The organism is Bradyrhizobium sp. 45, from assembly GCF_023073155.1.
In the GTDB taxonomy this organism is placed as follows: domain Bacteria; phylum Pseudomonadota; class Alphaproteobacteria; order Rhizobiales; family Xanthobacteraceae; genus Bradyrhizobium; species Bradyrhizobium canariense_D.
Genome location: NZ_JADPIX010000059.1, coordinates 136789 through 156657, shown reverse-complemented (window position 1 = coordinate 156657; position 19869 = coordinate 136789). Strand labels below are relative to the sequence as shown.

At 65.6% G+C, this 19869-nt stretch carries 16 protein-coding genes; 9 read left to right on the top strand and 7 right to left on the bottom strand.

What is annotated here, in order from left to right:
* Positions 1-23: 23 nt before the first annotated feature.
* Both IVB42_RS10800 and IVB42_RS10795 read left to right on the top strand, forming a co-directional pair.
* Positions 24-878: a LysR substrate-binding domain-containing protein gene (locus IVB42_RS10800; RefSeq protein WP_247336146.1), complete on the top strand. Its 855-nt coding sequence runs from the start codon at positions 24-26 to the stop codon at positions 876-878.
* A 147-nt stretch (positions 879-1025) separates the two neighbouring features.
* Positions 1026-2546: a PAS domain-containing sensor histidine kinase gene (locus tag IVB42_RS10795; protein ID WP_085351344.1), complete on the top strand. Its 1521-nt coding sequence runs from the start codon at positions 1026-1028 to the stop codon at positions 2544-2546.
* A gap of 8 nt (positions 2547-2554) precedes the next feature.
* Here the strand turns inward: IVB42_RS10795 and IVB42_RS10790 are convergent, their stop codons facing one another.
* From IVB42_RS10790 to IVB42_RS10775, 4 genes are all read right to left on the bottom strand, one after another.
* Positions 2555-2854, bottom strand: a complete 300-nt coding sequence (locus IVB42_RS10790) for an acylphosphatase (protein ID WP_007603158.1) — start codon at positions 2852-2854, stop codon at positions 2555-2557.
* Positions 2851-3717, bottom strand: a complete 867-nt coding sequence (locus IVB42_RS10785) for an isocitrate lyase/PEP mutase family protein (protein WP_018455234.1) — start codon at positions 3715-3717, stop codon at positions 2851-2853. Before IVB42_RS10785 ends, IVB42_RS10790 begins: the two co-directional genes overlap by 4 nt.
* Positions 3718-3880: 163 nt before the next feature.
* The gene (locus tag IVB42_RS10780) at positions 3881-5896 is read right to left on the bottom strand and encodes an acetyl/propionyl/methylcrotonyl-CoA carboxylase subunit alpha (protein WP_247470117.1); all 2016 of its coding nucleotides are present in this window, start codon (positions 5894-5896) and stop codon (positions 3881-3883) included.
* A gap of 183 nt (positions 5897-6079) precedes the next feature.
* On the bottom strand, positions 6080-7150 hold the full coding sequence (locus IVB42_RS10775; RefSeq protein ID WP_085384458.1) for a putative zinc-binding peptidase: 1071 nt from the start codon (positions 7148-7150) through the stop codon (positions 6080-6082).
* Positions 7151-7365: 215 nt separating this feature from the next.
* Here IVB42_RS10775 and IVB42_RS10770 point away from each other — a divergent pair, with 215 nt between their 5' ends.
* Together IVB42_RS10770 and IVB42_RS10765 are read left to right on the top strand one after the other, a co-directional pair.
* The gene (locus tag IVB42_RS10770; protein ID WP_085384459.1) at positions 7366-9843 is read left to right on the top strand and encodes a PAS domain S-box protein; all 2478 of its coding nucleotides are present in this window, start codon (positions 7366-7368) and stop codon (positions 9841-9843) included.
* Between the two features lie 287 nt (positions 9844-10130).
* Positions 10131-11381 carry an arsenic transporter gene (locus IVB42_RS10765; RefSeq protein ID WP_018455238.1) on the top strand — a complete coding sequence of 417 codons (1251 nt, stop codon included), beginning with the start codon at positions 10131-10133 and terminating at the stop codon, positions 11379-11381.
* Positions 11382-11390: 9 nt separating this feature from the next.
* Here the strand turns inward: IVB42_RS10765 and IVB42_RS10760 are convergent, their stop codons facing one another.
* Together IVB42_RS10760 and IVB42_RS10755 are read right to left on the bottom strand one after the other, a co-directional pair.
* Positions 11391-12755 (bottom strand): MFS transporter, encoded by a 1365-nt coding sequence (locus IVB42_RS10760; RefSeq protein WP_085351341.1) that lies wholly within the window; start codon positions 12753-12755, stop codon positions 11391-11393.
* 25 nt (positions 12756-12780) lie between these two features.
* Entirely contained in the window at positions 12781-13545 is a 765-nt protein-coding gene (locus tag IVB42_RS10755) for a GntR family transcriptional regulator (RefSeq protein ID WP_018455240.1), read from the bottom strand.
* Between the two features lie 179 nt (positions 13546-13724).
* Between IVB42_RS10755 and IVB42_RS10750 the strand changes: the two genes are divergently transcribed.
* The 3 genes from IVB42_RS10750 to IVB42_RS10740 are packed head-to-tail and all read left to right on the top strand — an operon-like array spanning position 13725 to position 16761.
* Positions 13725-14924, top strand: a complete 1200-nt coding sequence (locus IVB42_RS10750; protein ID WP_085351339.1) for a mandelate racemase/muconate lactonizing enzyme family protein — start codon at positions 13725-13727, stop codon at positions 14922-14924.
* A gap of 11 nt (positions 14925-14935) precedes the next feature.
* Complete coding sequence (locus tag IVB42_RS10745; protein ID WP_085384460.1) at positions 14936-15703, top strand: SDR family oxidoreductase; 768 nt, start codon at positions 14936-14938, stop codon at positions 15701-15703.
* A gap of 26 nt (positions 15704-15729) precedes the next feature.
* Positions 15730-16761: an L-idonate 5-dehydrogenase gene (locus tag IVB42_RS10740; RefSeq protein WP_085384461.1), complete on the top strand. Its 1032-nt coding sequence runs from the start codon at positions 15730-15732 to the stop codon at positions 16759-16761.
* 13 nt (positions 16762-16774) lie between these two features.
* Here the strand turns inward: IVB42_RS10740 and IVB42_RS10735 are convergent, their stop codons facing one another.
* Entirely contained in the window at positions 16775-17647 is an 873-nt protein-coding gene (locus IVB42_RS10735) for a DUF3280 domain-containing protein (RefSeq protein WP_247394851.1), read from the bottom strand.
* A 176-nt stretch (positions 17648-17823) separates the two neighbouring features.
* Here IVB42_RS10735 and IVB42_RS10730 point away from each other — a divergent pair, with 176 nt between their 5' ends.
* Both IVB42_RS10730 and IVB42_RS10725 read left to right on the top strand, forming a co-directional pair.
* Positions 17824-19209 (top strand): HAMP domain-containing sensor histidine kinase, encoded by a 1386-nt coding sequence (locus IVB42_RS10730; RefSeq protein WP_247336138.1) that lies wholly within the window; start codon positions 17824-17826, stop codon positions 19207-19209.
* The gene (locus IVB42_RS10725) at positions 19206-19868 is read left to right on the top strand and encodes a response regulator transcription factor (protein ID WP_018455246.1); all 663 of its coding nucleotides are present in this window, start codon (positions 19206-19208) and stop codon (positions 19866-19868) included. The genes IVB42_RS10730 and IVB42_RS10725 overlap by 4 nt, the downstream gene beginning before the upstream one ends.
* The last annotated feature ends 1 nt before the right edge of the window (position 19869 follow it).

Genomic DNA, 19869 nt, shown 5'->3' with positions numbered 1-19869 from the left:
GATACCAGTGATAAGAAATCGTAATGATAGCAACGCTCGACATCGCCACCGTCCAGGCCTTCCTGCTGGTCGCCGACCTCCAGAGTTTCACGCGGACCGCCGAAGCGCTCGGCACGACCCAGGCGGCTGTCAGCCTCAAGCTGCAACGGCTGGAGACGCTGCTGGGAAAACGTCTCGTCGAGCGCTCGCCGCGCGCGGTCCGGCTCACGGCAGACGGCGCGACGTTCCTGGAGCGCGCCCGCGCGCTGATCGCGGCGCATGACCGCGCGCTATCGGGCGAGGCCTCGGTCGCGCAGTCGCTCTCGCTCGGCATCTCCGACCATGCTGCGGGGCCGGAGCTGGTACCCCTGCTCGAACGCCTGCATGCGATGTCGTCGAACCTCACGCTTGCCGTCATCATCGGCTTCTCGCGCGAGATGCAGGAGGCCTATGATGCGGGCCGACTGGATGCGGTGATCGTGCGCCAGGAAGGCAGCCGGCGCGGCGGAGAGACGCTGGCCGAGGACGAATTCGGCTGGTTCGCGTCACGACGCTTCACCGTGCCAAAGGGGCAGCCTTTGCCGCTCGCGACGCTCGCCCCGCCCTGCGGCGTCCGCGCCATCGCTGTGCGCGCGCTCGACAAGGCCGGCCTGAAATGGCGTGAGCGCTTCGTCGGCGGAGGCGTCACCGCCGTGGTTGCAGCCGCGCTCGCCGGACTTGCAATCGCGCCGCTGGCGCGACGGATCGCGCCGGCAGGCCTGGTCGACGTCGGCCCCGCCCACAAGCTGCCGAAACTCGGCAGCTCAAAGGTGATGCTCCATTCGAAGGTCAGCGATCCCGCAAAGCTGGCGGCGCTGCGTGCGGTGGCGGCGACGTTCCGTAGCGTGGCGGCGGTCTGACGCGCACGGCTTTCCGGCTCGAATGCGGGCGAGCGTCTGCTGGCTTGCGTCCTGCATACGGACGCGCAATGTTGCCTAAAAATGTTCCAACCTCCGGGAACAATCCGCCACCTACTGCGTTTGCCCCCGTTGAGGCTGGGTCCGGGAATGGTCGAGAAGTCTAGTCAGCAGAGGGATTTGTTCGAAAGCGAACGCAGTTTCCGCCTGTTAGTTGAAGGAGTTGCGGACTACGCACTCTACATGCTGGATCCCACCGGGAGAATCACCAGCTGGAACATTGGCGGCGAGCGCATCAAGGGCTATTCACCCGGGGAGATCCTCGGCCAACACTTTTCCCGGTTCTACACCGAGACCGACCGCGCCAACGGCAAGCCCGCCCGTGCGCTCGGCATCGCGCGGGAAAAGGGCCGCTACGAGGAGGAAGGCTGGCGCGTCCGCAAGGACGGCACCTTCTTCTGGGCCAGCGTCGTGATCGATCCGATCTACGAGGCCGGCGAGCTGGTCGGCTTCGCCAAGATCACGCGCGACATCACCGAGCGGCGCAATACCCAGCTCAAGCTCGAGGCGATGCAGAAGCAGCTCGCCGAATCCCAGAAATTCGACGCGCTCGGCCAGCTCACCGGCGGGGTCGCCCACGATTTCAACAACCTCCTGATGATCATCAGCGGCAGCCTCCACATGCTGAAACGAGGGGCCGACGACGAAGCCAAGCTTCAGCGCGCGATCTCGGCCATCGAAACCGCTACCAGGCGCGGCGCCGCGCTAACCAACCAGCTCCTCACCTTCGCGCGGCGGCAGAGCGTCAATCCGCAGGCGATCGACTTCGCCGACCGCATCGCGGCGATCCGCGAGGTACTCGATGCCGGCGTCGGCAGCTCCGTGCGCCTGGCTTTCGACGTCAGCGACGACGTCTGGCCGATCAGGACCGACGTTTCCGAGCTCGAGACCGCGCTGCTCAACCTTGTCATCAATGCCCGCGACGCGATGCCCGACGGAGGCACGGTGACGATCGCAGCGCGCAATCTCGTGCTCGACGAGGACCCCCTCGTGGGCGAATTCATCGCGATCGACGTCACCGATACCGGCCTCGGCATTCCCTCCGACGTTCTCGACAAGATCTTCGAGCCGTTCTTCACTACCAAGGCGATCGGAAAAGGCACTGGCCTCGGTCTCTCCCAGGTGCACGGCTTCGCCCATCAGGCCGGCGGCACGGTCCGGGTCGCGAGCGCGCTCGGCAAGGGCACGACCTTCACCATCCTGCTGCCGCGCGGAGAAGACGAGCCATCGCGTGAGGCGGCGGGAGAACCGGCGTTCCAAGGCAGCGGCACGGTGCTGCTGGTCGAGGACAATCCGGACGTCGCCGCCGTCAGCATCGGCCTTCTGGAGCAGCTCGGCTATCAGGTGCGCCGGGTCGCGGACGCCGAAGCCGCCTTGAGCGAGATCGAGAAGAACGGCGTCGACTTCGTGTTCTCGGATATCGTCATGCCCGGCAAGATGGACGGGCTCAGCCTCGCCCATCACCTCCGCCAGATCCGCCCCGGCCTGCCGATTCTGCTCGCCACCGGCTACAGCGAAGTCGCCGCAGGCGTGCGCGGCGATTTCCCGATCCTGCGCAAGCCCTACGAGATCCACGAATTGAGCGAAGCGATCGCCAAGCTGCCGCGGTGATTCTTTAGCTACACCGTCGGCAACACCGAAAACGCCTCGCCTGCTCGGCGCAAGTTCAGTTCATCGACGTCGGCCGTCTCGCTGGTGACGCTGTCGACGCGCGAGGACGGCGGGCCGTGGCGGCACAGCGCAACCATGTCCGCGACGTGCTTCGGCGGCCCCGCGAACAGCGCTTCGACGCTGCCGTCACGGCGGTTGCGGACCCAGCCTTCGAGACCGCACGTCGTCGCCTGATACTCGAGCCAGGCCCGGTAGCCTACCCCCTGCACGCGGCCGCGGATCATGACCTGGAGGATCGCCCGGCTCATTGTTTCAGTCCGAGGACATCGGCGCTCCGCGCCTTGACGTCGGCCTCCCGCGTGACGCGGCTGGTCAAGTCCGACGATGGGAGACCTTTGAGATTCTTCGGCGCAGTGCCGTCGCGTAGCGCCTTCTGCGTTTCGTAGACGGCCTGCGTTGCGGCCGCGATCGGCGCGTGGCCCTGAAGCGCGATGCGCACGCGCTGGCCAGCGAGGTATTCGAGCACGTTCAACTCCTCCGGCGCGCCGCCGAGCACGATCGGCAGGCGCGTCGCAGACACGATGGCCTCGAGCTCGGCGCGCGACTTGATGCCGGTGAAGAACAGCGCGTCGACGCCGGTAGCCTCATAAGCTCTGGCGCGGCGGATCGCATCCTCGATCGAGGTGATCGAGGCCGCACCGGTGCGGCCCATGATGACGAGCGAGGGGTCGCCGCGGCCGTCGAGTGCCGCCTTCATCTTGCCGACGCCCTCCTCGAGCGAGATCAGCTGCGTCTTCGCTTCGCCGAAGCCAGCCGGCAGCAGCGTGTCCTCGATGGTGAGGCCGGCGGCGCCCGCCGTTTCCAGCTCCTGCACCGTGCGACGCACGTTGAGCGCGTTGCCATAGCCGTGATCGGCATCAACCAACACCGGAAGCGCTGCAGCACGCGACATCCGCCGCATCTGCTCGGCAAGTTCCGTGAGCGTGATCAGCGTGATGTCGGGGTCGCCGAGCACCGCGAGCGAAGCCACCGAGCCGCCGAACATGCCGAGCGGGAAACCGAGATCCTCGGCGATGCGGATCGAGATAGCGTCGTAGACCGAGCCGGGATGGACGCACGTCCCGCCCGACAGGATCGATCGCAGTTTTTCGCGGCGGGAACGAAAGGCCATGGTGATGTCTCGGTTAGGTCACGGAGGCCGCAGCATACTCCGTCATTGCGAGCGAAGCGAAGCAATCCAGAAATGCATCCGCAGAGACAGACTGGATTGCTTCGTCGCGGAGCCTGTCATCGGGCCGCGCTTCGCGCGGACCCGGTGGCTCCTCGCAATGACGTTACGCAAACTCCAAAATCAGCGCATCCACCGCGAGCGTCGCGCCGGCGCTGGCGTGGATCTTCTTCACCGTGCCGTCCTGCTCGGCGCGCAGAACGTTCTGCATCTTCATGGCTTCGACCACCGCGAGCGTCTCGCCGGCCTTGACCTCCTGCCCTTCGGTCACCGCGATCGAGACCACGAGACCGGGCATCGGACAAAGCAGCTTCTTGCCGGTGTCGGCAGCCGTGGTCACCGGCATCAGCCGCGCCGAGGCAGCTTCCGCTTCGGTCCAGACATAGACCGGCACCTCGACGCCCTGATGCGCGAGGCGGATACCGTTCGCGATCGGGCGCACCTGCACCGCGACGACATGCCCGTCGATGCTGCCCTGCCAGACAGGATCGCCCGGCTTCCACGGCGACAGCAACAGATGCGCATTGCCGGTCTTGCCGTCAGCATTGACGAAACGCACCGCGACCGCCTCGCCCTCGCGCGCGATCTCCAGCAGGATCTCCTGGCGGTCGAGCCAGACCGCACGGCGACGCTCGCGCTGCACGATGCGGCCGCCCATCTGCCCCGAGATCTGCCGCTTGCGCTCGCCGAGCACGTGATCGATGGCGGCGCCGACCGCAGCGAGCCGCCGTGCGACCTCGCCTTCAGGCACGCGCACGGCAAAGCCCTTGGGGAATTCCTCGGCGATGAAGCCGGTGGAGAGCCGGCCTTCGCGCCAGCGCGGATAATGCATCAGCGCCGACAGGAACGGGATGTTGTGGCGGATACCGTCCACATAGAACGAGTCCAGCGCAGTGGCCTGCGCCTCGATCGCGGCGGCGCGCGACGGCGCGTGGGTGACGAGCTTGGCGATCATCGGATCGTAATGGATCGAGATCTCGCCGCCCTCCTGCACGCCGGTGTCGTTGCGCACGGTGATACCGTCCTGGCTCGCTTCCGCCGGCGGACGGTATTTCACCAGACGCCCGATCGAGGGCAGGAAGTTGCGGAACGGGTCCTCCGCGTAGAGGCGCGACTCCACTGCCCAGCCGGTCAGCGTGACGTCCTTCTGCGCAATGGCGAGCTTCTCGCCGGCGGCGACGCGGAGCATCTGCTCGACGAGGTCGACGCCCGTGACGAGCTCGGTGACAGGATGCTCGACCTGGAGGCGCGTGTTCATCTCCAGGAAGTAGAAGCTCTTGTCCTGCCCCGCGACGAACTCGACGGTGCCGGCGGAGTCGTAATTCACCGCCTTGGCGAGTGCGACCGCCTGCTCGCCCATCTTGCGGCGGGTGGCTTCGTCGAGCAGCGGCGACGGCGCTTCCTCGATGACCTTCTGGTTGCGGCGCTGGATCGAGCATTCGCGCTCGCCGAGATAGATCACGTTGCCGTGCTTGTCGCCGAGCAGCTGGATCTCGATATGGCGGGGATCTACGATAAACTTCTCGATGAAGACCCGGTCGTCACCGAACGAGGCCTTGGCCTCCGCCTTGGCGAGGTTGAACCCTTCGGCGACCTCGGAGGTCGAATGCGCGATGCGCATGCCCTTGCCGCCGCCGCCGGCGGAGGCCTTGATCATCACGGGATAGCCGATCTCGTCAGCGATCTTGACCGCGTGCGTAGCGTCCTCGATGACGCCGAGATAGCCGGGCACGGTCGAGACTTTTGCCTTCGCGGCAGCCCTTTTGGATTCGATCTTGTCGCCCATCGCCGCGATCGCGCCCGGGTTGGGGCCGATGAAGACGATGCCGGCCGCCTCCAGCGCGCGCGGAAACGCCTCGCGCTCGGACAGGAAGCCGTAACCGGGATGCACGGCCTCGGCGCCGGTCTTGCGGCAGGCCTCCACGATCTTCTCGATCACCAGATAACTCTCGGCCGCAGCCGGCGGGCCGATCAGCACGGCCTCGTCGGCCATCTCGACATGGAGAGCGTCGCGGTCGGCCTCGGAATAGACCGCGACCGTCTGAACTCCCATGCGGCGAGCGGTCTTGATGACCCGGCAGGCGATTTCGCCGCGATTGGCGATCAGAATGCGTTTGAACATGCTTTTCTTGAGTCTCGACCTTGGGCGGGACCCTTCCCTGGCCGTTGGAGCCTATGGGAGGGGCCGTGTGGCTCCCGTGGTACATCAAAATAGGCTGGAGGCAACGGTCAAAATCCGGCCCCTCTGGCGTACCAGCGCAAGACCGAAGCAAGACCGAAACGGGCCTGACAGGCCCCGGACGGCCTACGGCTTCCCGGCCTTGCCCACGTTCCGGACCACGCCGTGAATGAAGCCGAGCTTGTCGACAACGACCGGCGAGAGGATGAACGGATAGAGATCGCGCATGCCCATGGCGCGGTTGACGCTGTTCATGGCGAAGGTGAAGGGCAGCCATGCGTTGACGATGGCCTCGACGTCCCTCGCTTCGTACGGGTTGAAGCGGATGCGCGCCGTCAACTCCCCGTCGCGGTCCACCTTGGGCCGCACCTCCATGCCGAACTCGCTAGCCATCTCCAGAGTGTCGACGATGTGAAGATAGTGCGCCCAGGTCTCGGCGAAATCTTCCCAGGGATGCGTGGTCGCGTAGGCAGAAACGTAGTTCTGCTGCCAGTCCGGCGGGGCGCCTTCGGCATAGTGGCGCTGCAAGGCCTGACCGTAATCGGCGGAATCGTCGCCGAACACGGCGCGGCATTCGTCCAGCATGCCGCCGTCGCGCACCAGCACGTCCCAGAAATAGTGCCCGACCTCGTGGCGGAAATGCCCGAGCAGCGTCCGGTAGGGCTCGCCCATCTCCAGCCTGCGCCGCTCGCGCTCGATGTCGTCGGCCTCGGTCAGCGCGATCGTGATCAGGCCGTTGTCGTGGCCGGTCAGGACCTTCTGCCCGCTCTGCGGATCGTCGGCGAGGAAATTGAAGATCAGGCCATGTTCGGGATTGTCCTGCCGGGTCTGGAGCGGCAGCTTCCAGCGGATCAGGGAATAGAACAGCCGGTGCTTCGCCATCTCCAGCTCGCGCCAGCCGGCGAGTTGCGCCTGATCCGACAGATCCGGCACGACGCCGTTATGCCGGCAGGCGCGGCAATAGCCGGTGGTATCACCTGCATCCGTCAGCCAGTTGCAGGAATCATATTCGGCATTACGGCACGGCATGCGTCCGCTGCCCTTGTCGGCGAGCGTGGCCCAGACCTCTCCGTCGGGCTCGATCGCCGACATCGTCTCCTTCTCCGGCAGGAACGCGACCCGATGGCCGCAGCGTTCACAGGTGCGGTTCTCGAAATAGAGGACGTTGCCGCAGGCCTGGCAGACAAAAAGCTTCAAGATTTAGCCTCTTCGGAAAGGGAGCTTTTGGGAATGACAGTTGTGGCGCCTCGCGGATACGCGCGCGGCGGGCTCATCGTTCCAATGTTCGGAACAAATAGCCAGACTTGGCGTTCGCTCATGCCCACCATACTGCATCCGGCGACGCCTTTCTTTCCATATTCCCTCTGAGCAATGGCCATCGCGCTACGTCTGTGTGAATATCGGTCCGCCACGTGCGCTCTCGCATCACAACGGCCAACGCCTTGAACGATCCTTTGCCCGAGACCATCGCCGCCGAAAAGCTGCGCCAGCACCTGGAAGATGTTGCGCGCGAGCGCGACAACGCCTATCGCGCGCTCCAGGAGCGCGAAGCCGAACTTGCGCGCATCCAGCGCATCGGCAAGGTCGGCGGTCTCGAAGTCGATTTCCGCGAAGGCTTCAAGAACCGCCGTTCGCCGGAATATCTGATGCTTCACGGCCTGCCGCCGGAAGCTGCCGACGAGTCGCACGAGGACTGGATCAATCGCATTCATCCCGGCGACCGGGACGCTACGGTGAAGCACTTCATCGAAGCGCTGTCCGGCACCAGTGAGGACTATACCGCAGAATACCGCATCATCCGCCCCAGCGACGGCGAGACCCGCTGGATCCGCGTCGTCGCCAAGATCGAGCGGGACGGTGGCGGCCGCGCCCTTCGCCTCGTCGGCGCCCATATCGACGTCACCGACCAGATGCTGGTGCGTGAGACCCTGCGCGAGAGCGAAGAGCGCTTCCGGCTGATCGCCGACAGCGCCCCGGTGCCGATCTGGGTCACCAAACTCGACCGCACACGGTCCTTCGCCAACCAGGCCTATGTCGATTTCGTCGGCCTGCCCTACGACCAGGCCATTGCCTTCGACTGGCGCAAGGTGCTGCATCCGGACGACCTGCCCCACGTGCTACAGCAATCCGTTCAGGGCGAAGCATCACTCAAACCGTTCGTGCTGGAAGCCCGCTACAAGAACGCCGCCGGCGAATGGCGCTGGCTGCGTTCGGAATCGCAGCCGCGCTGGGACCCGACCGGCAGGCATATCGGCTTTATCGGCGTTGCCCATGACATCACCGTGGCCAAGCAGGCCGAGATCGAGCTCCGGCAGCTCAACGAGACGCTGGAAGAACGCATCGCCGAGCGCACCGCCGAGCTCGAATCCAACGAGGCGCGGCTGCGCGCGATCCTGGAGACCAGCAACCAATATCAGGGCCTCGTCAATCTCAGGGGCGAGCTGCTTTACGCCAACACGACCGTGCTCGACGCCATCAAGGCGAGCCCTGCGGACGTGATCGGAAAGCCCTTGTGGCAGACGCCCTGGTTCAGCACGACGGACGGCATGAGCGTGCGGGTGCGCGAGGCCTTCGACACCGTGCTCAAGGGCGAAGCCGTGCGGCTGGAGATGCGCCTGCGCCTTCCCATCGGCGAGCGCGATTTCGAGTTCGGCATGCGCCCGGTGCTCGACCGCCACGGCAACATCACCGGCGCGGTGCCCGAGGCTGTCGACATCACCGAGCGCCGCCGCGGCGAGGAAGCGTTGCGGCAATCGCAGAAGATGGAGGCGATCGGCCAGCTCACTGGCGGCGTCGCGCACGACTTCAACAATCTGCTCACCATCATCCGCTCGGCCACCGATTTCCTGCGCCGCCGCGAGCTGCCGGAGGAGCGCCGTCGCCGCTATGTCGATGCTATCTCGGACACCGTCGAGCGTGCCTCCAAGCTGACCGCCCAGCTGCTGGCGTTTGCGCGCCGGCAGCCGCTGAAACCGCAGATCTTCAACGTCGGCAGCCAGGTTGAAGGCGTGGCGCAACTGGTCCGGCCGCTGGTCGGCGGCCGCATCGAAATTGCGGTGGAGGTTCACGATGGCGACTGCTTCACGGTCGCCGATATCGCGCAATTCGAGACCGCGCTAATCAACCTCGCCATCAACGCCCGCGACGCCATGGACGGCGAAGGCCGTCTCACCATAGCGGTCCGGAAAGTTCAGGGAATCCCCGACCTCCGCACGCAACCGGCGCGCGGCGGCGACTATGTCGCGATCTCCGTTGCCGACACCGGCAGCGGCATCGCGCCCGAAAACATCGAAGCCATCTTCGAGCCGTTCTTCACCACCAAGGAGGTCGGCAAGGGCACCGGCCTCGGCCTGAGCCAGGCCTTCGGCTTCGCAAAGCAGTCCGAGGGCGACATTGCCGTGACGAGCACCCATGGTGAAGGCGCGACCTTCACCATCTATCTGCCGCGGGCGCACAGCCCCGCGACAGATCAGGAAGCCGCGGCGCTGACCTATGAGGCCGCGGCCACCGGGCGCGGCTATCGCGTGCTCGTGGTGGAAGACGACGACGAGGTCGGCCGGTTCTCCACCGAGCTGCTGGAAGACCTCGGCTATGTCGTCCGCCGCGCCGCCAACGCCAATGCGGCGCTCGCCATTCTCGGCGAGAACGAGTTCGCCGTCGATCTCGTTTTCTCCGACGTCATCATGCCCGGCATGAACGGCGTCGAGCTCGCCGGCATCATCCGCGAACGCTATCCGGGCCTGCCCGTCGTGCTCACCTCTGGTTACAGCAACGTTCTCGCCGAGAACGCCGATCGCGGTTTCGAGCTGATCCAGAAGCCGTATTCGGTCGAAGCGCTGTCGCGCATCTTGCGCAAGGCAATCACGGCAAAGCCGTCGATGGCGCGATGAGTGTTATGGTCGCACGAAGCTGCCACAAACTCCGTAGTTGCGAGCGCAGCGAAACAATCCAAAATCTTTCCGCGGAAACAGTCTGGATTGCTTCGTCGCTGCGCTCCTCGCAATGACGGCGCTATCGCGCCGCTCCAACCCAACGGGCTTTTGAACAACATTGTGGACTGAAACTCGGGCCGAGACGCGGCAATCGCAGATAGCCGTCCGCGCTCGCGGGGGGGAAGACATCGACATCGGCTTCCGCTATCGCTGCCGAATGAACCGACACATCTCAAGGATCGAACGTGCCGTCTAACGCCATCTGGGCCTGGAGCATCATCGTCGTCGCGACCGCAGGCGTCATCATCCGGCCCTTTCGCCTGCCGGAGGCGATCTGGGCCATCATCGGCGCCAGTGCGCTCGTGCTGTTCGGTCTGCTGCCCTGGCGGGATGCGCTCACCGGCATCGAGAAAGGCGTGGATGTCTATCTTTTCCTGATCGGCATGATGCTGATCGCCGAGCTGGCGCGGCTCGAAGGCCTGTTCGACTATCTCGCAGCGCTCGCCGTGGAACATGCCGGCGGCTCGCCGCAGCGGCTGTTCCTGCTGATCTACATTGTCGGCACGCTCGTCACCGTCCTGCTCTCGAACGACGCCACCGCGATCGTGCTGACCCCCGCCGTCTATGCCGCGACGCGTGCGGCCGGCGCCAAGCCGCTGCCTTATCTCTTCGTCTGCGCCTTCATCGCCAATGCCGCGAGCTTCGTGCTGCCGATCTCCAACCCCGCCAATCTCGTCGTGTTCGGCGCCCACATGCCTGCGCTCACCGAATGGCTGCGGCTGTTCGCCCTGCCCTCGGCGGCCTCGATCCTGCTGACTTATGTCGTGCTGCGCCTGACCCAGCACCGCGCCCTGAAGGAAGAGACGATCGCGCGCAGAGTGCCGCATCCCAAGCTCGGCCGCGGCGGCAAGCTGACGGCGATCGGCATCGTGGCGATCGGCGTCGTGCTGGTCACGGCCTCCGCGTTGGACAAGCAATTGGGCCTGCCGACCTTCGTTTGCGGCGTGGTGACAGCCGCAATCGTGCTGCTGCTCAACCGGCAATCGCCGCTCCCCGTGCTGCGCGGCGTCTCCTGGAGCGTGCTGCCGCTGGTCGGCGGATTGTTCGTGATGGTGGAAGCGCTGATCAAGACCGGCGTGATCGGGCAGCTCAGCGCGCTGCTGCATGAAGCTGTCGGACAATCCGTGACGAAGGCGGCCTGGAGCGTCGGCATCGCCACCGCGGTCGCCGACAACATCGCCAATAATCTTCCCGTCGGTCTCGTTGCCGGCTCGGTCGCCGCCAGCGATCACTTGCCCGCGCCGGTCGTGAGCGCCATCCTGATCGGCGTCGATCTCGGTCCCAATCTGTCGGTGACCGGTTCGCTCGCCACCATCCTGTGGCTGGTGGCGCTGCGGCGGGAGAAGATCGAAGTCGGCGCCTGGCCGTTCCTCAAGCTCGGACTGCTCGTGACGCCGCCGGCCCTGATCGCGGCCTTGGCGGCCGCGATCAGGTAACTTGCGAGATCAGTCGTTCTCGTAGCCGTAGACTTCCGGCAGGATGAAGATTGCGGCAAGCAATCCGATCAGCGGGAAGATCGCGACGAACAGCGTGGCATTCGCCTGCCCAATCGCCGCGAACAACGACGGGAACAGGAAGATCGCGAGGAACGACGGCAGCTTCACGAACATGTAGGCGAAGCCGCTGGCGGTGCCGCGATATTTCGGCTTGGCGACCATGGTCGGGATCGTCATGCAGTTGGAGGCATCCCAATAATGGCCCCACAGCATCGCGGCAGCCGCGAACGGCAGCAGGATCTTGTTGTCGGTGTAGAGCGCGAAGGCCGCGACCAGCAGCGAGACCAGCACGATCGAGAAGCCCGCGATCGAGATGCCGCGGTGGCCGATTTTCGGGGTCAGCAGCGGACCGACCCAGCCCGACACGGCAGCGAAGGAGAACAGCGCCATCGTCACCAGATTGATGCCGAGCACGCTCGACACGCCGACCATCACGAAGAGCACCGGCAGGTAGAACGCGAAGGTCGAGAACTCGCTGGCCTGCGCGAAGCAGGCGATCCAGCCGTAGATCGTGGCGCGCCAGCGGATCGGATCCTTCTTGAGGTCGGCGAGGAAGTCGCGGGTGGACACCTTGGGCACCTCCACGTCATGGTCCGGCAGCATGGCGAGGTCGTCGTTGAACATCTCGCGCGCGACCTGCTTGGCCTCGCGGTAGCGTCCCTTCTGCACCAGCCAGACCGCCGTCTCCGGCACGTCGTGCCGCATGATCAGGATGATCAGCGCCGGCAGCGCGCCGAGGCCGAGCGTCACCCGCCATAGCGTTTCGTGGTTGATGTCGAGCAGCAGGAAGATCACGATGACGCCGATCGTCAGGACCTCACCGACCGCGAACATGAATTGCCAGCGGTTGCCCATGACTTCGCGCTCACCCTTGGCCATGGATTCCATGATGTAGGTGTAGCCGGTCGAGATGTCCGAACCGAGCGGAACGCCGAGCAAGAAGCGGATCACGACGAGCCAGAACACATTGGGCACGAAGGCCTGCGCCAGCGCCAGCACGATGAACAGCACCATCGTCACCAGGAACATGACGCGGCGGCCGATCTTGTCGGAGAGCCAGCCGCCGAGCAGCGCACCGATCAGGGCGCCGCCTTGCGTACCGGCCGCGGCCAGGCCCAGCATCAGCGGATCGGGATTGAACTGCTCCTTGATGAAGATCAGCACGAAGGCGATCGAATAGAGATCCCAGGCTTCGACCAGGATCGAGGCCATCATCAGCCAGCCGACCTTGTTGCCCTTGGGACTGTAGTTCGTGATGAGGTAGCGGACCGCGGCTTCGCTCGCGGTCGGTTGTGGCATCGCCATCGTCGACATCTTTGGTCCTCTCTTCAAAACTTTCTTACGTGCCAAGCAGCGGCTCGATGCTGCAATCGAGCAGGCGCGGGTCGATCCCGACCTCCATGCCGGTGAACATCTCGCCCATGTAGTCGATCAGTGCATCGCTCGCCTTCACCGCGTCCTCGACGCGGCGGCCGGCGACCGCGGCGAGAATGGCGAGGTGACGATCGATCGTGCCTGACAGTTCGGCCTGTCCCGGCATGAACCGGTGGTGGATGTAGCCGATGCGCCGGTACAGCGTGTGTAACGGCCGTAGCGTGTGCACCAGAAACGGCTCGCCTGCCGCCTCCAGCACCAGCGCGTCGATGCGGCGGTCAATACTGTTGAACTCGTCGAGGGTCAGAGTGGCGCGGCGCTCGCGCAAAAGGCGCTCGATATGCAGCGCCTGATTGCGGTGCGAGAGGCTGGCGCGATCGGCCGCAAGCCGGATCACGAAGCGCTCCATGTCGCGGCGCAAGGCCAGCAGCATGCGCTCGCGTGCCAGATCGATCGGCGCAATGCGCAGACCGTGGCGCGGTCGGATGATGATCAACGTATCGGCGGAGAGACGATTGACGGCGTGATGAACCGGCGTACGGCCGAAGCCGGTGATGTGCTGCAATTCCAGCATCGTCATGAACTGGCCTGGCTTGAGCTCGCAATGGACGAGCAGCTCTTCGATCCTCTGGTAGGCGAGCTCGAAGAAGTTGAGACGGTTGCGTCGGAAGGGCTTGCCCTCGCCGTCGTCGTTCCTCACCACCTCGAGCGCGCGCTTGCGCGTTGCCATGCCGTCTCTCCCTCAGCCCGCGCCGTCGTTGCTGGATGGCGCCTTGTTGGTGATATCCCTAAAACATGTTGTGATATATTACAAGCGAGCGTAAGACTTCGCATGCGCCCGCACCATGTTGCGGTGCGGAATGACAACAAGGCGGCGCTGCGCGCGCCTGCGACGGGAGGAGTATTGCCGTGAAGATCACGTCGATAGAGACGCTGCGCACCGAAGAATTCTCCAACGTCATCTGGGTGCGCGTCCACACCGACACGGGCATGATCGGCCTCGGTGAAACCTTTTATGGCGCCGGCGCAGTCGAGGCGCAGATCCACGACACCTTTGCCGGCCGCCTGCTCGGCCGCAATCCGCTGCACATCGAGGCGATCCATCGCGACATGCTGAACCTGCCGATGGCGCAGTCGTCCACCGGCGTCGAATATCGCGCGGCTTCGGCAATCGACATTGCGCTGTGGGACCTGTTCGGCAAGGTCTGCAATCAGCCGGTCCACCAGATGCTCGGCGGCCTCTGCCGCGACAAGCAGCGCATCTACAACACCTGCGCCGGCACCCAATATGTCCGCTCCACCAATATCAGCCCGGTCGCGAACTGGAATCTTGGCGCTGCCAAAAGTCCCTACGAAGACCTCGACGGCTTCATGCACCGCGCCGACGCGCTTGCCGAAAACCTGCTGGAGAGCGGCATCTCCGCGATGAAGATCTGGCCGTTCGATCCGGCGGCGCAGGAGAACAAGGGTCTCTACATCTCCGCCGCGCAGATGAAGCAGGCGATCGAGCCGTTCGAGAAGATCCGAAAGACGGTCGGCGACAAGATGGAGATCATGGTCGAGCTTCACTCGCTGTGGAACCTGCCAACCGCAAAACAGATCGCGCGCGCGCTCGAGCCCTACAAGCCGACCTGGTACGAAGACCCGATCCGTATGAACTCGCCGCAGGCGCTGGCCGAATATGCCCGCTGCACCGACGTCTGGGTCTGCGCCAGCGAGACGCTGGGCTCGCGCTTCCCCTACAAGGACATGCTCGACCGCGACGCTATGCATGTGGTGATGGCGGATCTGTGCTGGACCGGCGGCCTCACCGAGGGCCGCAAGATCGCGGCGATGGCCGAGACCTATCACCGGCCCTTCGCACCGCACGACTGCATCGGCCCGATCGGCTTCATCGCTGCCATCCACATGTCGTTCAGCCAGCCCAACACATTGATCCAGGAATCCGTGCGCGCCTTCTACAAGGGCTGGTACAATGAGCTCGTGACCACCATGCCCACGATCAAGGATGGTTTTGTCTATCCGATGGAAGGCCCCGGCCTCGGCGTCGACCTTCTGCCCGCCGTCTTCGACCGCTCCGATCTGACCGTGCGCCGTTCCAACGTCTGAGGATTCTTGAGATGAGCACCGCCCTCTTCGATCTTTCCGGCCGCACCGCGCTCGTGACCGGCTCCTCCCGCGGCCTCGGCCGCGCCATTGCCGAGGGCATGGCCAAGGCCGGCGCCAAGCTGATCATCAACGGCGTCGATCCCAAGCGTGTCGAGCAGGCCGTCGCCGAGTTTCGCGCCGCCGGCCACCAGGCCGAAGGCGCCGCTTTCAACGTCACCGACGAGCCTGCGATCGTCGCCGCCTTCAACGACTTCGACAAGAGGGGCATCGCGGTCGACATCCTCGTCAACAATGCCGGCATCCAGCACCGCAAGCCGCTGGTGGAGTTCACCACCGACGAGTGGCGCAAGGTGATCGAGACCAACCTCACCAGCGCCTTCGTGATCGGCCGCGAGGCGGCCAAGCGCATGATCCCGCGCAAGTACGGCAAAATCATCAATATCGGCTCGCTCGGCAGCGAGCTCGCGCGTCCCACGATTGCGCCCTACACCGCTGCCAAGGGCGGCATCAAGAACCTGACCCGCTCGATGGCGGTGGAATGGGCCCAGCACGGCATCCAGGCCAACGCGATCGGCCCCGGCTACATGCTGACCGACATGAACGAGGCGCTGGTCAACAACACCGACTTCAACAACTGGCTGATGGGCCGCGTTCCCTCCAAGCGCTGGGGCCGACCGGACGAGCTGGTGGGCGCTGCGATCTTCCTGGCCTCGGATGCCTCGACCTATGTCAACGGCCAGATCATCTATGTCGATGGCGGCATGATCGCTGCGATGTGAGCCGCGAAACGCTGAGGGAGCTAACCATGCGCGCCGTCGTCATTCACGCACCGAAAGATCTGCGGATCGATAGCTACCCCGATGCAGCGCCCGGTCCGGGCGAAGTCCGCGTCAAGATCGCGAACGGCGGCATCTGCGGCTCCGATCTGCACTACTATCATCACGGCGGCTTCGGTGTCGTGCGCATCCAGCAACCGATGGCGCTGGGGCACGAGATCGCCGGCGTGGTCGCAGCCATCGGTGACGGCGTCACGAACGTGAAGCCGGGCACTCGGGTCGCGGTCAATCCGAGCAAGCCGTGCGGCCGGTGCCTGCATTGCCAGGAAGGCATGCGCAACCAGTGCCTCGACATGCGCTTCCTCGGCAGCGCGATGCGCTTTCCCCATGTGCAGGGCGGCTTTCGCGAATTCATCACGGTCGATGCGGCGCAGGCCGTTCCGATCGCCGACAAGCTATCGCTGGCGGAAGCCGCGGTCGCCGAGCCGCTCGCGGTGTGCCTGCATGCCGGCAAGCAGGCCGGGCCCCTGCTCGGCAAGCGCGTGCTGATCACCGGCTGCGGCCCGATCGGCGCGCTGATGATTTTGGTCTCGCGCTTCGGCGGCGCGGCCGAGATCGTGGTCACCGATGTCGCGGAGGCGCCGCTTGCGGTCGCCAAAAAGCTCGGCGCCACTTACGCCATCAATGTCGCGGCTGGCGCGACGGCGCTCGATCCGTGGCGCACCGGCAAGGGTGTGTTCGACACGCTGTTCGAAGCCTCGGGCAACCAGGCCGCACTCCGCACCGCGCTCGACGTGCTCAGGCCCAGGGCCACGTTGGTGCAGCTCGGCCTGGGCGGCGAAATGACGCTGCCGATCAACTCCATCGTCGCCAAGGAATTGCAGCTCCGCGGCACCTTCCGCTTCGATCCCGAATTCGAGCTGGCGGTGCGGCTGATGGGCGAAGGCCTGATCGACGTCAAGCCGCTGATCACGGCGACCATGCCGTTCGAGAACGCGGTCGCAGCGTTCGAGCTCGCCGGCGACCGCTCGCAGTCGATGAAGGTGCAATTGACGTTCTGATCGATGAGCGCTGCTATTGGTTCTCGATCAGCCGGTCGCTGACCAGCCGCACGGCGCCCCGTTTCCAGGAATAGTCCGCGCCCAGGCGCAGGCCGCTGTCGCCGCGTGCCCGCACCGCGCCGGTCCTGGCATCGCGCACCTGGAAGCCGAGCGTGTATTCGGTGCGGCTGACCCGCCGCACCACCCCGATCAGAGACTGATCCGCACCGAGCCCTTGCGCCATCGCCGCTTCGCAGCCGCCGCAGTCGCGTAAAGCGCGTGCCTTTACCGCCTCCTCGTTCGCGCTGCCGACATCGACGAGGCGGTAGCGGCCGGATTGGCCAAGGGCATCGCGCACACTGCCGGTCACTTCGGCCAGATAGGATGCATCTGCGGCCGCGAGACCGGCGGCCGGCGCCGCGGTGTTGTCCTCGAGCTCGAATTCGAACACCGCCAGCGCGATCGGCGCGGGTGCGCCGAGCGCGGCCATGATCTCGCGGGACACGAAGATCTCGGCACGCTCCCATGATTCATCATTGTCGCCGCGGAAGGTGTAGAGCTTGTCCATCACGACCTTCCTGGCGCCAACGTCGATCACGGCGACCTTGGCCCATTGCACCAGTGTGCTCGTCTTCTGGATGCCGCCGATCACCTTGAACGCCGCGCCGTCCTGGGCCGAGGGCACGAGCCGGTAGCGCCGGTCTCCGCCGATATCTTGCCGGAGCGCAGCCATGAAGGCCGCCACCCGTCGCTCGTGTGCGGCGGTCTGGTTGGCAGGCTCCGCTGACGTATCGGTATAACTGAAATCGTCCATGGCGACGCCGACGGCAGTCTCGGCACCGAGCGCATAAGCCGCCGGAAGGACGACAAGGAGACAGACTGAGAGGATCAACCGGCGCAGGCGCATAAATGTGCCTCGTATGACGGAGCGGCGCACAATCTGGACGGCGTAATCAGGGCTCGCAGTAGCGCCGGTCCCGGCGATGACCGGGAAAATTTCACGACGGTGCACCGCACTGGCGCCTAGCGGCGTTCTGCCGTTTAATGCGGGCGCGACAACCCGTTCGCACCAGGTGCCCGCCGATGTGGAACCGCCCGAGGTTCGATCTCAAAGTCCGTCTGACGTTGCGCGTGGCCGCGATATCGGCCGCCTGCTTCGCCGTTATCTCCGCCTATTTCCTGATTACGGCCGACCGCGCGGCGCATGCGCGCCTCGACGACATCGCCGCCATCGTCGCCAAGACGCTGGAGCTACAGCAGGGCAAGATCCAGTGGGTCGCCAGCCCGCGCTCGGACTTTCCCAACCTCGACCCCGTTTCGGCCTATGTGATGACGCCCGGCCTGTGCCTGGCATTCCGCGGCACGAGCGGCGACATCCTCCAGCGCTTCTGCAGCGGCGCGCCCGCCCCGGCAAACCCACCGCCGCAAGCCTTCAGGGCCTTCTATCGCAGCCTGTTCGACCCCGGCCGCGAAGCGGCACGGCCTGTGATCGTGCGCGGAGCGAAGCTTGGCGACGCCGTGGTCTCGGTCGAGCCGGCCGTGCAGACGGCGGAGGCCTGGCACGAGGCCGGCCGCCTGATGCTGGCGCTGGCGATCGCGCTGCCGCTGCTCTGCGCCCTGGTCTACGCCGCGCTGGCACGCGCGCTGCGCCCCACCCGCATGATCCGCACCGGCCTGGAGCGGATTGCCGCCAACGACCTCACCACGCGGCTGCCGCCGTTCGACCTTGCCGAGCTCTCCGCGATCCGCGACGGCTTCAACCATCTCGCCGAAAGCCTCGAGACCGCACTTGCCGAACGCAGCGAGCTGACGCGGAAGCTGATCGCGCTCCAGGACGAGGAGCGCCGCCATCTCGCGCGCGAGCTGCATGACGAGTTCGGCCAGTCGCTCGCCGCCATCCGGGCGCTCGCCTCCTCCGCCCGCCAGACCGCCGCGCAGGACTGCCCTTCCTTGCTTGGCGAATGCGACGGCATCGCGCGGACCGCAACCGGCATGATGGAGACGTTGCGCGGCACACTGTTCCGGCTGCGGCCGCCGGATGTCGAGGAGCTCGGGCTCGTCGCCAGCCTCGAAGGCCTGGTCGCGGGCTGGAACGGGCGCAGCCGCGGCGAGACGCGCTTCTCGATCCGGTTCGACGGCGCATTCGAGACCCTGCCGGCCACGATCAGCGCCAGCCTCTACCGGATCGTGCAGGAGGCGCTCACCAATGCCGCCAAGCATGCCGTCGCCACGCGGGTCAGCCTGGAATTGACGATGGGGGCGAGCGAGATCGCGCTTGCGATCGACGATGACGGACGCGCGACCGATCCCGTCGCGAAATCCGGAATGGGCCTGCTCGGCATGCGCGAGCGCGTCGCGGCCTTGCGCGGCCAATTGAGCTTCGAGGCCAAGCCGAACGGCGGCTCCGCACTGCGCGTCGTCATTCCGCTCGCAGCCGCCGATCGGCCGCCGCTGGAGCACGCCGCATGAGCGCGGCCGGCGCGACCATTCTGCTGGTCGACGACCATTCCGTCGTCCGCGAGGGCTATCGCTCCGTGCTCCAGAAGCAGCCGGGACTTCGCGTCATCGCCGAAGCCGCCGACGGCGCCGAGGCCTATCGTCTCTACAAATCGGAGGCGCCCGACCTCGTCATCATGGATCTGAGCATGCCCGGCATCGGCGGCATCGAGGCGGTCAGGCGCATCAGGCAGTGGGACAAGGGCGCGAGGATCCTCGTCTTCACCATGCACGAGAATGCCGGCTTTGCCGTGCAGGCGATCCGCGCCGGCGCCAGGGGCTACGTCACCAAGACCAGTCCGCCGGAGACGCTGGTGCGCGCCGTGATGGACGTGCTCGCCGGCAAGATCGCAATCAGCCCCGACATCGACCATGAGCTCGCGCTGAGCCGGCTGGCTGGGGAAAGCTCTGCCGCCGACGTCCTCACGCCGCGCGAATTCGAAGTGCTGCGGCTGCTGCTCGCCGAGAATACGACAGAGGAGATCGCCGAGACGCTCCATGTCAGCCCGAAGACGGTGGCGAACCTGCATTCCCTGATCAAGGACAAGCTCGGCGTCGGATCCGACATCGAGCTGGTCCGGCTGGCGCTGCGCCAGGGCATCTTGACGGAGGTCGATCTCGGCGAGGCCTGAT

Coding starts and splice junctions, on each gene's coding strand:
- IVB42_RS10800 (WP_247336146.1), top strand. CDS start 24: ATGATAGCAACGCTCGACATCGCCACCGTCCAGGCCTTCCTGCTGGTC.
- IVB42_RS10790 (WP_007603158.1), bottom strand. CDS start 2,854: ATGAGCCGGGCGATCCTCCAGGTCATGATCCGCGGCCGCGTGCAGGGG.
- IVB42_RS10755 (WP_018455240.1), bottom strand. CDS start 13,545: ATGGCAACGCGCAAGCGCGCGCTCGAGGTGGTGAGGAACGACGACGGC.
- IVB42_RS10760 (WP_085351341.1), bottom strand. CDS start 12,755: ATGTCGACGATGGCGATGCCACAACCGACCGCGAGCGAAGCCGCGGTC.
- IVB42_RS10740 (WP_085384461.1), top strand. CDS start 15,730: ATGCGCGCCGTCGTCATTCACGCACCGAAAGATCTGCGGATCGATAGC.
- IVB42_RS10735 (WP_247394851.1), bottom strand. CDS start 17,647: ATGCGCCTGCGCCGGTTGATCCTCTCAGTCTGTCTCCTTGTCGTCCTT.
- IVB42_RS10795 (WP_085351344.1), top strand. CDS start 1,026: ATGGTCGAGAAGTCTAGTCAGCAGAGGGATTTGTTCGAAAGCGAACGC.
- IVB42_RS10780 (WP_247470117.1), bottom strand. CDS start 5,896: ATGTTCAAACGCATTCTGATCGCCAATCGCGGCGAAATCGCCTGCCGG.
- IVB42_RS10730 (WP_247336138.1), top strand. CDS start 17,824: ATGTGGAACCGCCCGAGGTTCGATCTCAAAGTCCGTCTGACGTTGCGC.
- IVB42_RS10785 (WP_018455234.1), bottom strand. CDS start 3,717: ATGGCCTTTCGTTCCCGCCGCGAAAAACTGCGATCGATCCTGTCGGGC.
- IVB42_RS10725 (WP_018455246.1), top strand. CDS start 19,206: ATGAGCGCGGCCGGCGCGACCATTCTGCTGGTCGACGACCATTCCGTC.
- IVB42_RS10745 (WP_085384460.1), top strand. CDS start 14,936: ATGAGCACCGCCCTCTTCGATCTTTCCGGCCGCACCGCGCTCGTGACC.